Raw genomic sequence first — 13,609 nt, forward strand, 5'->3', positions numbered from 1 at the left:
CATGACACAGACAGCATTCAGCACCACCGATTGGGTGCGCGAACACACCGAACAAATTCTGGCACAGGGCACCACCGCGGGAATCGGCGAAAGCGACGAGAGAACCAAGAACCGCCCGATCGTGCTGTTCACCGTGACCGGCGCAAAGACAGGCCTGAAGCGGTATGTCCCGTTGATGCGGGTGGAGCATAACGGGCATTACGCGATGATCGGCTCTACCGGCGGTGCACCCAAGGATCCGGCCTGGGTCGCCAATCTCCGTGCCAACCCCACGGTCTCGGTCCAGGACGGCGATCGGGTCTTCGAGGGCACGGCCCGTCAGGTCGTCGGGGCCGAGCGAGAGACGTGGTGGCAGAGGGGAGTCGAGGCCTACCCCCACTACACGACGCTGCAATCGCTCACCGAACGAAAGATTCCCGTTTTCGTAGTGGAGTGACCGGAATACGTTGCCGCCCAAGGGTCTTCGCGGCCCCTGGGCGTACTTCAGCTGCCGAATGCCTTGGGTGGTGGCGGTCCGTCGGGGAGCACGCCCGGGTAGGGCGACGTCAGCGCCTCGCGCTGCGCGGCGAACAGGGTGTCACACGCGCCCAGCGCCATGTCGAGCAGCTTGTCCAGCGTCGAGCGCGGGAACGTCGCGCCCTCGCCAGTGCCCTGGATTTCGACCAGCGTTCCGGTGTCGGTGGCGACGACGTTCATGTCCACCTCGGCGCGCGAGTCCTCCTCGTACGGCAGATCCACCCGGATCCTGCCGTCGACCACGCCGACGCTGACCGCCGCGATGGCGCACGACAACGGCCGCGGATCCGACAGCCTGCCGGCCGCCGACAGGTAGGTGACGGCGTCGGCCAGCGCCACATAGGCGCCCGTGATCGCCGCGGTACGGGTGCCGCCGTCGGCTTGCAACACGTCGCAGTCGACGGCGATTGTGTTCTCCCCCAACGCCGCCAGGTCGATGCAGGCGCGCAGCGACCGGCCGACCAGCCGGCTGATCTCTTGGGTGCGGCCCGATAGCCGACCCTTCACCGACTCCCGGTCGGATCGGGTGTGGGTGGCCGACGGCAGCATCGCGTACTCCGCGGTCAACCATCCCAGGCCCGACCCCTTGCGCCAGCGCGGCACGCCTTCCGTGACGCTGGCGGTGCACAGCACTTTGGTCTGGCCGAATGCGATTAGCACCGAGCCCGCGGGGTTTTCGGTGAAGCCGCGGGTGATGACTACCGGGCGAAGCTCGTCGTCGTTGCGACCGTCTTCTCGTTTTGACACCCAATCACCCTAGCCACCCGGACCCCCCGGGGCGGCAGGCAGCGGGTCGGTCGGATCAGACTCGTTCGGAATGGCGCACGTCGAACGTCTCGCCGCACACCACCGCGTGCACCGGGCCGTCGAACTCGGCCTTGGCCTCGCTGATCACGTCCTCGCGCGACGTCCACGGTGGGATATGGGTGAGCAGCAGCTCGCGAACGCCGGCCGCCGCCGCGGTCTGGCCGGCTTCGGTGCCAGACAGGTGCAGGGCGGGCGGGCGGTCCGGGGCGTGCGTCCAGGACGCCTCGCAGAGGAACACGTCGGCATCGCGGGCTAAGTCGACAAGCTGATCGCAGACTCCGGTGTCACCGCTGTAGACGAAGGACGCCCCGCTGGCGTCGGTGATGCGCAAGCCGTAGGACTCGGTGGGGTGGGCAACCACCCGGGGCGTCACGGTCAGCGAGCCGATGACGATCGGCTCGCCGTCGACCCAATGGTGGACGTCGAAGATGTCCGAGCAGTCGTCGATTTCACCGCCGTAGGGCGACGACGCGGCGCCCAGCCGAGACCAGGTGTCGCTCGGGCCGTACAGCATGGCCTTGCCCAGCGGACGGGCCGACGGATGGTAGCGCCGCCACACGAACAGCCCCGGCATATCCAGGCAGTGATCGGCATGCAGATGAGACAACAACACATGCACTGAAGCAGGGTCGGCGTAACGCTGCAAAGCCCCTAGCACGCCCCCACCGAAGTCGAGAACCAAAGGCGGAGTGTCGGGGGCACGAAGCAAATATCCCGACGCAGGCGAATCCGGACCCACCACGCTGCCCGAGCAGCCGAGCACGGTTATTCGCACGGACACTACTGTGCCATGCCCGGAACCCCCATGAGAAAAACATTGACGCATTGATGTGATGAGAATCTCCCACGAACTAGCCGATGGGTGAGTGCTGTACCGGCCGAACGCCGCTCACGGCCGGCCCCAGGAACCGCGCCGCCAACTTCGTGAACGCCTCGGGGTCGCCGGTAGCTTCGAAGACGCGCGTCGCCGGCGCGGCGTCGTGGGGGCGCAGCAAATCCCGCTCGGTGAGCACCCGGAGCACATCCTTCGCCGTTTCCTCGGCGCTCGAGACCAGCGTCACACTGTCGCCCATCGCCAGCTGGATCAGCCCGGAAAGCAGCGGATAGTGCGTGCAGCCGAGCACCAGCGTGTCAACCTGAGCGCGCTGCAACGGCTCGAGGTAGCCCTCGGCCAGTCCCAGCACCTGGCGCCCGCTGGTAACCCCCCGCTCGACGAAGTCGACGAAGCGCGGGCAGGCCACGGCAGTGATCTCGGTGTCACGGGCGGCGGCGAAGGCGTCCTGGTAGGCGTGCGAGGCGATGGTCGCCTGGGTGCCGATGACGCCGATGCGCCCGCTGCGGGTGGTGGCGACCGCGCGGCGCACCGCGGGCAGGATCACCTCGACGACGGGCACGTCGTAGCGTTCCCGCGCATCCCGCAGGCACGCGGCCGAGGCCGTGTTGCAGGCGATGACCAGCGCCTTGACGCCCCGGGCGACCAGGTCGTCGCCGATGGCCAGCGCGTGCGCGCGGACCTCGGGGATGGTGAGCGGACCGTACGGACCGTTGCCGGTGTCGCCGACGTAGATGATGTCCTCGTCGGGCAGTTGATCGATGATCGCGCGGGCCACGGTCAGCCCGCCGACGCCGGAGTCGAAGACCCCGACGGGTGCCAACGGTGAGCTCATGTCTTCAGGTTCGACGAACGGATGGCCGTCTTGCGCTCGCGGGCCTTGCGCTCCGGTCCGGACAACACGTATGCCGCGACCACTCCCGCGATCGCCCCGCACAGGTGACCCTGCCACGACACCCCGGGGGTGCCGGGCAGCACGCCCAGCAGGACTCCGCCATAGATGAACAACACGATGACGCCGACGACGATCTCCCACAGCTTGCGGGTGAAGAAACCGAACACGATCAGGAACGCCAGCCAGCCGAAGATCAGCCCGGACGCCCCGATGTGGTTGGTCTCGCAGTGCACGCCGACGTACGGGCAGTGCGCGCCGACGTTGCCGATCAGCCAGGTGCCCAAGCCGCCGAGAATCCAGACGATGGCCGTGGCGAAGATGAACCGGGACAACCCCGCGAGCGTCATCAGGAAGCCGAGCACCAGGGCCGGAACGGTGTTGGCGATCAGGTGATCCCAATTCGCGTGCAGCAACGGCGCGACCAGGATGCCCCACAGGCCGTCGGTCTCCAGCGGTCGGATGCCGTTGTTGTCCAGGCGGTGATTGGTCAGGCTGTCCCACAGTTCGATGACCCACAGCAGCACCACAAAGCTGACGACCGTCAGACCGCCGACCATCCAGCCCGGCCGCTTCTTCGGGTCCGGCACGGCGGGGTATCCGCTCGGCCTGCTCATGCCCACAGTTGCCCTTCCAACGCGTTCTCAGCGTCCTCCAGGCTACCGGCGTATGCGCCGGTAGACAGGTACTTCCAGCCGGCGTCGGCAACCACCATGGCGATGTCCGCGCGTTCGCCGGCCGCAAGCGCCTTCCCGGCCAGGCCCAGGGCGGCGTGCAGCACCGCGCCGGTGGAGATGCCGGCGAAGATGCCTTCGGACTCCACCAGCTCCCGGGTCCGCCGGATGGCGTCCAGCGAGCCCACCGAGTACCGGGTCGTCAACACCTCGGGGTCGTACGGCTCCGGAACGAACCCCTCGTCGACGTTGCGCAGCGCGTACACGCCCTCGCCATAACGGGGCTCGGCGGCCACGACCTTGACCGTGGGCACCCGCGCCCGCAGAAACCGGCCGGTGCCCATCAGCGTGCCGGTGGTGCCCAGCCCCGCGACGAAGTGGGTGATCTCGGGAAGGTCGGCCAGCAGCTCGGGACCGGTGCCGTAGTAGTGCGCGTCGGCGTTGGCCTGGTTGCCGTACTGGTACAACATCACCCACGACGGATTGGCCGCGGCCAGCTCTTTGGCGGTGGCCACGGCGGTGTTGGAGCCACCCTCGGCGGGCGAGAAGACGATCTGCGCGCCGTAGAGCTCGAGCAGCTGACGCCGCTCCACCGACGTGTTCTGCGGCAGCACGCAGATCAGCCGGTAGCCCTTCAATCGCGCGGCCATCGCCAGGGAGATGCCGGTGTTGCCGCTGGTCGGTTCCAGCAGCGTCGCGCCCGGCGTCAGCAGCCCGTCGGCCTCGGCCTGTTCGATCATCCGCAGCGCCGCCCGGTCCTTGATCGACCCGGTCGGGTTGCGGTCCTCGAGCTTGGCCCACAGCCGGACGTGCGGCCCGGTCGGGTCCGGCATGCCAGCGCGGTGACAGCCGTCCCAGGCCCACCAGCGGGGTACTGCCCACGGCCTGCAGCAGCGAGTCGTAGCGGGTCATGCGCCCGGTTCGATCACGGGCTCACCCACCCGCCACGGCGGGCAGGATGGTGATCGAGTCGCCGTCGGCGATCGCGGTGTCCAATCCGCCGGAGAACCGCACGTCCTCGTCGTTGACGTAGATGTTGACGAAGCGGTGTAGCTCGCCCGGATGCTCGGAGTCGAGCAACCGCTCGGCGATGCCGCGGTAGTGCGATTCCAGGTCGCTGATCACGGCGGCCAACGTTTCGCCGGTCGCCGAGACGCGCTTGTCGCCGCCGGTGTGGGGACGCAGGATGGTCGGGACGGAAACGGTGACGGTCATGGCTGCTTCCTCGGGGAGTCAGTACTGTTCGACGATATCGATGGGCTCTTCGACGACGTCGCCGTCGACGATGCGGTAGCTACGCACCTCGTCACGCTCCGGGTCGCGCGTGGACACCACCACGTAGTGCGCGGACGGTTCGCCGGCCAGCTGCACGTCGGTGCGGCTTGGGTAGGCCTCGGTCGCGGTGTGGGAGTGGTAGATCACGACGGCGGCGTCGCCCGACTTTTCCATGCTGCGCCAGACGCGGAGCTGCTCCTGGGAATCGAATCGGAAAAACGTCGGCGAGCGTTCCGCGTTAGTCATCGGAATGTGTCGTTCGGGACGATCGGAACCCTCGGGGCCGGCCAGAATCCCGCACGCCTCGTCCGGATGATCGCGTCGCGCATGCGCCACCATCGCGTCGACCAGATCGGCTCGGATCACCAGCACGTCAGCCGCTTCCTGGCCCGAACGCGCCGGGCACCGCGCCGCGGTAGGTCGGTATTCCGGCGATCGATTCGGCCGCCAGCACGCCGGCCAGCGTGGCCCGCGCCAGGCAGTCGGCGGCGGCCGCGCCCACGTCCGCGACCAGCGGCGTCTCCGGGGACATCCCGGCGGGCGTGTCCGCCGGCGGTGGCACCTCGACGGCGCCGGTCGCCAGCGCGAAGATCGTGTCGCCGTCCAGCGGCGTGTGCGCAGGCCGGATGGCGCGCGCCAGGCCGTCGTGCGCGGCGATCGCCACGCGCCGGCAAGGCGCGGCGGTCAGCGCCGCATCGGTCGCCACCACTGCGATCGTGGTGTTGAGCGGTTCCGGGTCGCGCCGCAGCTGCCCGAGCGCGTCGATCTGGTCACGCGGCGGCGACCTCAGCTCGAACTCCCTCACCAGCTCCGTCATCCACGGCAGACCGGTGGTCGGGTCGACGACGTCGCCGACGCAGTTCACCGCGACGACGGCGCCGACGGTGACGCCCGAGGGCAGGGTGGTCGACGCCGTCCCGACGCCGCCCTTGAGCACGCCGGCGCGCGCCCCTACCCCCACTCCGACCGTGCCGATCGCCACGTCGGCGCCGGCGGTCTCACATGCGGCGTAACCGAACTCCGCGGTCGGTCGGCAATCCCAGCCGCCGACCGGCAGGTCGAAGATCACCGCGCCCGGCACGATCGGCACCAGGCCGCCGCTCAGCGCCAGGCCGTGATCGTGTTCCTCCAGCCAGCGCATGACACCGTCGGCGGCGGCCAGTCCGTAGGCGCTGCCGCCGGCGAGCACCACCGCGTCGACGTATCGCACGGTGTTGGCCGGGTCGAGCAGGTCGGTCTCGCGGGTGCCGGGGGCGCCGCCGCGGCAATCCACCGCCCCGACGGTGCCCGGGGGCGTCAGCACGACGGTGACTCCGGTCGCCCACCCGGCGCCCAGCGTCACCTCGGGGTCCAGCCGCTGATAGTGGCCGACCCGGATGCCGCCGACGTCGGTGAGCGCGTTCATCCGGCCGGCTTGCCCATCAACGCCAGAACCAGGTACTCCTGCAGCACCGTCAGCCACTGGTACACGTCGAAGTGCGTGGCCATCGGGTGGTCGACGGGTAGCCGTTCCGGCCCGTCCGGACCGATGTCCAGCATGACGCCCAGCGCCAGCCGAATGTCGTTGACCGCCGACACCCAGGCGTTCGCCTGGTCTTCGGTCAGCTCGAATCGGCCGCCGCCGCCCGGCACGGTGTCCAACAGTTCATGTGCCGCACCACGTTTGGCGTCGATGATCTCCGGTTCGTGCAGGCTGCGCAGCGCGGCGTTGAGCCCCTCGGACGCTTCGGTCGTCGAGCCGGCAACATCGTCGGGCCGGTGGAAATCGGGCAGCAGCCGACGCAGTGTCGGGTCGGCGGGAGGCGCGGAGTTTCCGGTCTTCATGCCGGTGATCTCTTCGAGTTCATCTGCCGGCGCAGAGGATTCGCGCTCGTCGAGCAAACCGATCATCGCGGTGACCAGGTTGTTCAGCAGGTCCGCCTCATGCGGGGCCAGCGAGGAACGGAAACGTGGGCCGTCGGAAGTGTCGACCCGTTTCCATTTGCGCACAAGACTTCCCGGTGTCCTCAAACCTCATCGATCTTGCTGCAACGTCGCCCAGAGACCGGCGGCATGCAACTTGGACACATCGGCTTCCATGGACTCCCGGCTTCCGGCCGACACCACCGCCTTGCCTTCGTTGTGCACCTGCAGCATCAACTTGGTGGCGTGCGGCTCGCTGTAGCCGAACAGTTTCTGGAAGACATACGTCACATAGGTCATCAAATTGACCGGGTCGTCCCAGACGACGGTGACCCAGGGACTGGCCGTGACCTCGACCGGAGAGGACTCACGTTGCCCGGTGGTCCCGGGTTTGGTAGGTGCTGACGCAACAGCCATGACCTCCAGGATAGCGAGAGATCGATGGTGCGCCCCCAGACGTTACCGTTGCGGAATGGACGAGCCGGCCTTCGCTGGGCTGTTGACCGACAAGTACGAGCTGACGATGCTGGCCGCGGCGCTGCGTGACGGCACCGCCGAGCGCCGGACCACGTTCGAGCTTTTCGCACGCCGGCTTCCCGAAGGCAGACGCTACGGCGTGGTGGCCGGAACCGGGCGTTTGCTGGAAGCGTTGCCGCAGTTCAGGTTCGACGACGATGCGTGCCGGTTGCTGGCCCAATTTCTAGACCCCGGCACGGTTCGTTTCCTGCGCGACTTCCGGTTCCGCGGCGATATCGACGGCTACGCCGAGGGTGAGCTGTATTTCCCGGGTTCTCCGGTGCTGACGGTGCGCGGCAGCTTCGCCGAGTGCGTGGTGCTGGAAACGTTGGCGTTGTCGATTCTCAACCACGACTCGGCCATCGCGTCGGCGGCGGCACGCATGGTGAGCGCGGCCGACGGGCGACCGCTGATCGAGATGGGTTCGCGGCGGACTCATGAACGCGCCGCGGTCGCCGCGGCCCGCGCGGCCTATATCGCCGGTTTCGCCGCGTCCTCCAACCTCGAGGCGCAGCGGCGCTACGGGGTGCCCGCCGAGGGCACCGCCGCGCACGCCTTCACCATGCTGCACACCGATGCCGACGGACCCGACGAACTGGCCGCGTTCCGCGCGCAGGTCGACGCGCTCGGCGTGGGAACCACGCTGCTGGTGGACACCTACGACGTGAGCACCGGCGTGGCCAACGCGGTCGCCGCCGGCGGGGCCACGCTGGGGGCAGTGCGGCTGGACTCCGGCGAGCTCGGCGTGCTGGCCCGTCAGGTGCGCGCACAACTGGACCAACTGGGCGCCACCGGCACCCGCATCGTGGTCTCCGGCGACCTCGACGAATTCTCCATCGCCGCGCTGCGTGCCGAACCGGTGGACAGTTACGGCGCCGGCACCGCGGTGGTGACCGGGTCGGGTGCGCCCACCGCGGGCATGGTCTACAAGCTGGTGGAAGTGGACGGCGTCGGGGTGCAGAAACGCAGCAGCCACAAGGAATCCCAGGGCGGTCACAAGCAGGCGCTGCGGCTGTCCCGGCCCACCGGCACGATCACCGAAGAAATGGTGCATCCGGCCGGCCGACCGCCGTCGACCGGCGAACCGTCCCGGGTGCTGACCACCCCGCTGGTCCGCGGCGGCGAAGTCGTGACCGAGACGGGCCCGGCGGCGCTGACCGCCGCCCGGGAGCTGGTGGCCGCCGGGTTGCGCAGCCTTCCCTGGGAAGGGCTGAAACTGGCGCACGGCGAACCCGCCATTCCGACCGTGCACATCCCGGCCTGATCGTTCGATTCGGCTAACTTGGAACTACCCGACACCCAGCCGAATCCGGGCCGAATCAAGGAGTCGACACGCCGGACGCGACCGAGGCGGATCTGAAGTCCGTACCCGAGCTGCTGGCCATCGCCGTGGCCGCGCTCGGCGGCAGCGAGCGCAGCGGCCAACAAGAGATGGCCGCCGCGGTCACGCGCGCCTTCGAAACCGGTGAGCACCTTGCCGTCCAGGCCGGTACCGGAACCGGCAAGTCGCTGGCGTACCTGATTCCGGCGATCGTGCACGCGATCGGCGATGAGTCGCCGGTGGTGGTGTCGACGGCGACGATCGCCTTGCAGCGCCAGCTCGTCGACCGCGACCTGCCGCGGCTGGCCGATTCACTTGCCGATGCGCTGCCACGCCGACCGCGATTCGCGTTGCTCAAAGGAAGACGAAACTACCTGTGCCTGAACAAGGTTCATAACGGTGCCGGTGACGACCCGGGGCCTGACGACGATCGTCCCCAGGAGGAGCTGTTCAATCCCATGGCCGCCAGCGCCCTGGGGCGCGACGTGCAACGGCTCACCGCATGGGCCTCGGCCACTGATTCGGGCGACCGCGATGATCTCAAACCCGGTGTGCCGGAACGGTCCTGGGCTCAGGTCAGCGTGTCCGCGCGGGAATGCCTGGGCGTGGCCCGCTGCCCGTTCGGCGCGGAATGTTTCTCCGAGCGAGCCCGCGCCCGGGCCGGCGTTGCCGATATCGTCGTGACCAATCACGCACTGCTGGCCATCGACGCCGTCGCCGAATCAACGGTGCTGCCCGAACATTCGCTCCTGGTGGTCGACGAGGCGCACGAGCTGGTGGACCGGGTGACCTCGGCGGCCACCGCCGAGTTGACGGCGGCAAACCTGGGTGTCGCCGCCCGACGGATCGCCCGTCTGGTCAATCCGGAGCTGGTCACGCGGCTGGAGGCGACGACCGCCAATTTCGCCGCGGCCATCCACGACGCCAACCCGGGGCGCATCGACCGGCTCGACGATGAAATCGCGACCTACCTGAGGGCGCTGCGCGACGTGGCGGCCGCGGCGCGGTCCGACATCGACACCACCAGCGACGCCAAGGCCGCGGCCGCGCGTGCGGAAGCCGTTGCCGCACTGAGCGAAATCACCGACACGGCGTCGCGGATGCTGACGTCGTTCGGGCCCGCCATCCCCGATCGCACCGACGTGGTCTGGCTGGAGCACGAGGACAACCGCGGTTCGCCGCGACCGGTGCTACGGGTGGCGCCGCTGACCGTGGCCGGGTTGTTGCGCTACCACGTGTTCTCGCGGTCCACGACCGTGTTGACCTCGGCCACCCTGACCGTCGGCGGGTCGTTCGACGCGATGGCCACCGCGTGGGGCCTGACCGGGCCGGACGACACCATCGAGTACCCATCCTGGCGCGGGCTCGACGTCGGGTCGCCGTTCCAGCACGCCAAAGCCGGAATCCTCTACGTCGCCGCGCATCTGCCACCGCCCGGCCGCGACGGCACCGGCTCTGCCGAACAGCTGACCGAGATCGCCGAACTGATTACCGCGGCCGGCGGGCGCACGCTGGGGCTGTTCTCGTCGATGCGTGCCGCGCGAGCCGCGGCCGAGGCCATGCGCGAGCGCTTGTCCACGCCGGTGCTGTGTCAGGGCGACGACAGCACCTCGGCGCTGGTGGAGCAGTTCAGCAACGACCCGGAGACCTCGCTGTTCGGCACGCTGTCGCTGTGGCAGGGCGTCGACGTGCCGGGCCCGTCGCTGTCGCTGGTGCTGATCGACCGGATTCCGTTCCCGCGGCCCGACGACCCGCTGCTGGGTGCGCGGCAGCGCGCGGTCGCGGCGCGCGGCGGCAACGGTTTCATGGCCGTCGCGGCCAGCCACGCGGCGCTGTTGCTGGCCCAGGGTTCGGGGCGGCTGCTGCGCCGGGTGACCGACCGCGGCGTGGTGGCGGTGCTGGACTCGCGGATGGTCACCGCCGGGTACGGCGGTTACCTGCGCGCGTCGCTGCCGCCGTTCTGGCAGACCACCGACGCCGCGCAGGTCCGGGGCGCGCTGCAGCGGCTGCGGACCGCACCCGACGGCGTGACGGCCTGACCTATCGGGCCAGGGCGACCAGTCCAAGTTCGTTGGGGGCGGCCAGCATTGGGTGATTCGGTAGTACCCGCACGGTGTATCCGACCGCACCCGCGACCGGCAGCGAGGTCGTCGTCGAAAACACCTGATTGCCGCCGTCGGCGGCGCCCGTGTACGACATCTGGACGGTGACCGGGTCGAGCAGTGCATCGCTGGCGTCGACCTTGCCGACCACCGCCTCCACGGTCACCTCGTCGGGCGCCAACCCGGCCAGTTGCACGGTGGCCGTGAGGGTCAGCTTCGAGCCGAGCACCGGTGTATCGGGCAGGCCGGTGGAGTCGACATCGGTGATCTGCACCTTGGGCCACGCCCGTTCGGCGCGCCGTCGGTAGTCGGCGAGTTCGCGCGCGGCGGAGAACGGACCGTCGCCCGCGTCGGCGATGGTGTTGCGCAAGGATTGGGCCGCCGGCGCGTAGTACCGCTCGACGTAGTCGCGCACCATCCGGGAGGCCAGCACCTTGGGCCCCAGCGTCTGCAGCGTGTGGCGCACCATTTCGATCCAGCGCGGCGGCACACCCTGCTCGTTGCGCTCATAGAACTTCGGCGCGACCGCCTGCTCGAGCAGGCCGTATAGTGCGCTGGACTCCAGCTCGTCGCGCCGGGCCTCGTCGCTGACGCCGTCGGCCGACGGTATCGCCCAACCGTTTTCGCCGTCGTACCACTCGTCCCACCAGCCGTCGCGGATGGACAGGTTCAGCCCGCCGTTGAGCGCGCTCTTCATTCCCGACGTGCCACAGGCCTCCAGCGGGCGCAGCGGGTTGTTGAGCCAGACGTCGCAACCCCAATACAGCAGCCGGGCCATGGACATGTCGTAGTCGGGCAGGAATGCGATGCGGTGGCGCACCTCGGGCCGGTCCGCGAACCGCACCACCTGCTGGATCAGCGCTTTGCCGCCGTCGTCGGCGGGGTGCGACTTTCCGGCCACGATCAGCTGGATGGGCCGCTGTTCATCCAGCAGCAGCTGTTCCAGGCGGGCGGGGTCGCTGAGCATCAGGGTCAGTCGTTTGTAGGTCGGCACCCGGCGTGCGAACCCGATCGTCAGCACGTTCGGATCGAAAGCCGTTGCAATCCAACCTAATTCGGCTTCAGATGCGCCACGTTCGAGCCACGAGCGACGCAGCCGGCGACGAACGTCGTTGACCAGCAGTGCGCGCAGTTGCGATCGGATCGACCACAGATGTCCGGCGTCGACCTCGCGCAGGCGCAGCCACACACCTGGATCGCTGAACGCCGCGTCGTCCGGCCCGACCAGCTCCCGCCCCAGCTGCAGCCACTGCGGCGCCGCCCAGGTCCGCGCGTGCACGCCGTTGGTGATCGAACCGATGGGTACCTCGCCGCGATCGAATCCCGGCCACAACTCGTTGAACATGGCTCGACTCACCCGGCCGTGCAGCAGCGACACACCGTTTGCCCGTTGCGCCAGCCGCAGCCCCATGTGCGCCATGTTGAACTTGGCCGGATCGTCCTCGGCGCCGAGTGCGAGCACCCGTTCGATCGGCACGCCCGGCAGCAACTGCGGCATCCGCTCTGTGCGGCCCTCGCCCAGGTGGTCGTCGAAGTACAACCGCACCATGTCGACCGGGAAGCGGTCGATGCCCGCCGGCACCGGGGTGTGCGTGGTGAACACCGTGCTGGACCGCACCACGGTCAGCGCGGTCTCGAAATCCAGGCCCGCGTCGGTGATCAGCTCGCGGATGCGTTCCAGGCCGAGGAACCCGGCGTGCCCCTCGTTCATGTGGAACACCTCGGGGTCGGGCAGGCCTTCGATGGCGGTGAACGCGCGAATCGCCCGCACCCCGCCGATGCCGGCCAAGATCTCCTGCCGCATCCGATGCTCCTGGTCACCGCCGTACAACCGGTCGGTGACGCCGCGCAGGTCGTGTTCGTTCTCGGGGACGTCGGAATCCAGCAACAGCAACGGGACCCGCCCCACCTGGGCCACCCAGATCCGCGCGGACAGGCGCGCCGAGTCGGGCAGCGTCAGTTCCACCAATGCGGGCGCCCCGGCGGCGTCGGTGAGCAGCCGCAGCGGTAGCCCCTGCGGGTCCAGCGCGGGATAGGTCTCGTTTTGCCAGCCTTCCGCGGTGAGCGATTGCCGGAAGTAGCCGGACCGGTAGTAAAGACCGACTGCGATCAGCGGCACGCCCAGATCGGACGCCGACTTGAGGTGGTCACCGGCGAGGATGCCCAGGCCGCCCGAGTAGTTGGGCAGCACCTCGGCGACGCCGAACTCCATCGAGAAGTAGGCGATCCCGGTCGGCATTGCGGCGCCGGCCTCCCGTTGTTGCTGATACCAGCGCGGCCGGCTCAGATAGTCGTTCAGATCGGTCGACAATTCGTCGAGCCGGCGCAGAAAGTCGTCGTCGATTGCCAGCTCGTCGAGCCGAGCGGGGTTGACCGCCCCCAGCAAGGCCACCGGATCGTTGCCGCAACTCGCCCACAAGTCGGGATCGATGCTGGCGAATAGATCCTGCGTCGGTTTGTCCCAGGACCATCGCAAGTTGATGGACAACTGTTCGAGTGCGGCGAGCCGCTCGGGCAGGTGGGCACGGACGGTAAAGCGACGGAGGGCTTTCACGCATGACTACCTTACTGCGGATCGCCGGGCTCGCATCCGACGTCGGCGTTCGCCGTCGGTTGAGTGTGACCAGACACTAGGGTGGGTACGGGTAAGTATCGGGGCCGCAAAGACGCTTCCCCGTACAGTAATTTCTCCCCGAGACGAAGTTTCTCCAGACGAAAGGCACGCCGCGTGCAGCACAATCCGCGGTTTGCCCGCACCCAATCGGACGGAAC

General features: G+C 68.8%; 13 protein-coding genes and 1 pseudogene. 3 read left to right on the forward strand and 11 right to left on the reverse strand.

Annotation, left to right across the window (positions count from 1 at the left end):
- The first annotated feature begins 1 nt into the window (after position 1).
- A complete protein-coding gene (locus AWC25_RS15420; RefSeq protein ID WP_069398748.1) occupies positions 2–436 on the forward strand; it encodes a nitroreductase family deazaflavin-dependent oxidoreductase in 435 nt (144 codons plus the stop codon).
- A 47-nt stretch (positions 437–483) separates the two neighbouring features.
- Here the strand turns inward: AWC25_RS15420 and rph are convergent, their stop codons facing one another.
- The 10 genes and pseudogenes from rph to clpS all read right to left on the reverse strand — a co-directional run bounded on the left by rph (position 484) and on the right by clpS (position 7,315).
- Positions 484–1,263, reverse strand: coding sequence for a ribonuclease PH (gene rph, locus AWC25_RS15425; RefSeq protein WP_069398747.1), 780 nt, complete (start codon positions 1,261–1,263; stop codon positions 484–486).
- A 55-nt stretch (positions 1,264–1,318) separates the two neighbouring features.
- Positions 1,319–2,104, reverse strand: a complete 786-nt coding sequence (locus AWC25_RS15430) for a cyclic nucleotide-degrading phosphodiesterase (protein ID WP_069398746.1) — start codon at positions 2,102–2,104, stop codon at positions 1,319–1,321.
- Positions 2,105–2,174: 70 nt separating this feature from the next.
- Positions 2,175–2,990, reverse strand: coding sequence for a glutamate racemase (gene murI, locus AWC25_RS15435; RefSeq protein WP_069398745.1), 816 nt, complete (start codon positions 2,988–2,990; stop codon positions 2,175–2,177).
- Positions 2,987–3,664, reverse strand: coding sequence for a rhomboid family intramembrane serine protease (locus AWC25_RS15440; protein ID WP_085167047.1), 678 nt, complete (start codon positions 3,662–3,664; stop codon positions 2,987–2,989). The genes murI and AWC25_RS15440 overlap by 4 nt, the downstream gene beginning before the upstream one ends.
- Positions 3,661–4,633 (reverse strand): annotated as a pseudogene (locus tag AWC25_RS15445) (cysteine synthase). The gene AWC25_RS15440 and the pseudogene AWC25_RS15445 overlap by 4 nt, the downstream one beginning before the upstream one ends.
- Positions 4,634–4,654: 21 nt before the next feature.
- On the reverse strand, positions 4,655–4,936 hold the full coding sequence (locus AWC25_RS15450) for a MoaD/ThiS family protein (RefSeq protein WP_069398743.1): 282 nt from the start codon (positions 4,934–4,936) through the stop codon (positions 4,655–4,657).
- An 18-nt stretch (positions 4,937–4,954) separates the two neighbouring features.
- The gene (locus AWC25_RS15455) at positions 4,955–5,368 is read right to left on the reverse strand and encodes a M67 family metallopeptidase (protein WP_069398742.1); all 414 of its coding nucleotides are present in this window, start codon (positions 5,366–5,368) and stop codon (positions 4,955–4,957) included.
- A gap of 1 nt (position 5,369) precedes the next feature.
- Positions 5,370–6,401 carry a P1 family peptidase gene (locus AWC25_RS15460; RefSeq protein ID WP_085167048.1) on the reverse strand — a complete coding sequence of 344 codons (1,032 nt, stop codon included), beginning with the start codon at positions 6,399–6,401 and terminating at the stop codon, positions 5,370–5,372.
- On the reverse strand, positions 6,398–6,985 hold the full coding sequence (aosR, locus tag AWC25_RS15465) for an oxidative stress transcriptional regulator AosR (RefSeq protein ID WP_069398740.1): 588 nt from the start codon (positions 6,983–6,985) through the stop codon (positions 6,398–6,400). Before aosR ends, AWC25_RS15460 begins: the two co-directional genes overlap by 4 nt.
- Positions 6,986–7,009: 24 nt before the next feature.
- Positions 7,010–7,315: an ATP-dependent Clp protease adapter ClpS gene (clpS, locus tag AWC25_RS15470; protein ID WP_044507316.1), complete on the reverse strand. Its 306-nt coding sequence runs from the start codon at positions 7,313–7,315 to the stop codon at positions 7,010–7,012.
- 55 nt (positions 7,316–7,370) lie between these two features.
- On the opposite strand from clpS, the gene AWC25_RS15475 reads away from it, so the two are divergent.
- Positions 7,371–8,678: a nicotinate phosphoribosyltransferase gene (locus tag AWC25_RS15475; RefSeq protein ID WP_069398739.1), complete on the forward strand. Its 1,308-nt coding sequence runs from the start codon at positions 7,371–7,373 to the stop codon at positions 8,676–8,678.
- Between the two features lie 92 nt (positions 8,679–8,770).
- Positions 8,771–10,774, forward strand: a complete 2,004-nt coding sequence (locus AWC25_RS15480; RefSeq protein ID WP_069398738.1) for an ATP-dependent DNA helicase — start codon at positions 8,771–8,773, stop codon at positions 10,772–10,774.
- 1 nt (position 10,775) lies between these two features.
- Here the strand turns inward: AWC25_RS15480 and glgP are convergent, their stop codons facing one another.
- Positions 10,776–13,391 carry an alpha-glucan family phosphorylase gene (gene glgP, locus AWC25_RS15485; protein WP_069398737.1) on the reverse strand — a complete coding sequence of 872 codons (2,616 nt, stop codon included), beginning with the start codon at positions 13,389–13,391 and terminating at the stop codon, positions 10,776–10,778.
- Positions 13,392–13,609: the final 218 nt, after the last annotated feature.

It is taken from the genome of Mycobacterium sherrisii (assembly GCF_002102355.1).
Classification (GTDB): domain Bacteria; phylum Actinomycetota; class Actinomycetes; order Mycobacteriales; family Mycobacteriaceae; genus Mycobacterium; species Mycobacterium sherrisii.

Excerpts from the sequence above, each read along its gene's own strand:
- AWC25_RS15420 (WP_069398748.1), top strand. The coding sequence starts at position 2 with ATGACACAGACAGCATTCAGCACCACCGATTGGGTGCGCGAACACACC.
- AWC25_RS15450 (WP_069398743.1), bottom strand. The coding sequence starts at position 4,936 with ATGACCGTCACCGTTTCCGTCCCGACCATCCTGCGTCCCCACACCGGC.
- murI (WP_069398745.1), bottom strand. The coding sequence starts at position 2,990 with ATGAGCTCACCGTTGGCACCCGTCGGGGTCTTCGACTCCGGCGTCGGC.
- AWC25_RS15460 (WP_085167048.1), bottom strand. The coding sequence starts at position 6,401 with ATGAACGCGCTCACCGACGTCGGCGGCATCCGGGTCGGCCACTATCAG.
- AWC25_RS15440 (WP_085167047.1), bottom strand. The coding sequence starts at position 3,664 with ATGAGCAGGCCGAGCGGATACCCCGCCGTGCCGGACCCGAAGAAGCGG.
- AWC25_RS15475 (WP_069398739.1), top strand. The coding sequence starts at position 7,371 with ATGGACGAGCCGGCCTTCGCTGGGCTGTTGACCGACAAGTACGAGCTG.
- clpS (WP_044507316.1), bottom strand. The coding sequence starts at position 7,315 with ATGGCTGTTGCGTCAGCACCTACCAAACCCGGGACCACCGGGCAACGT.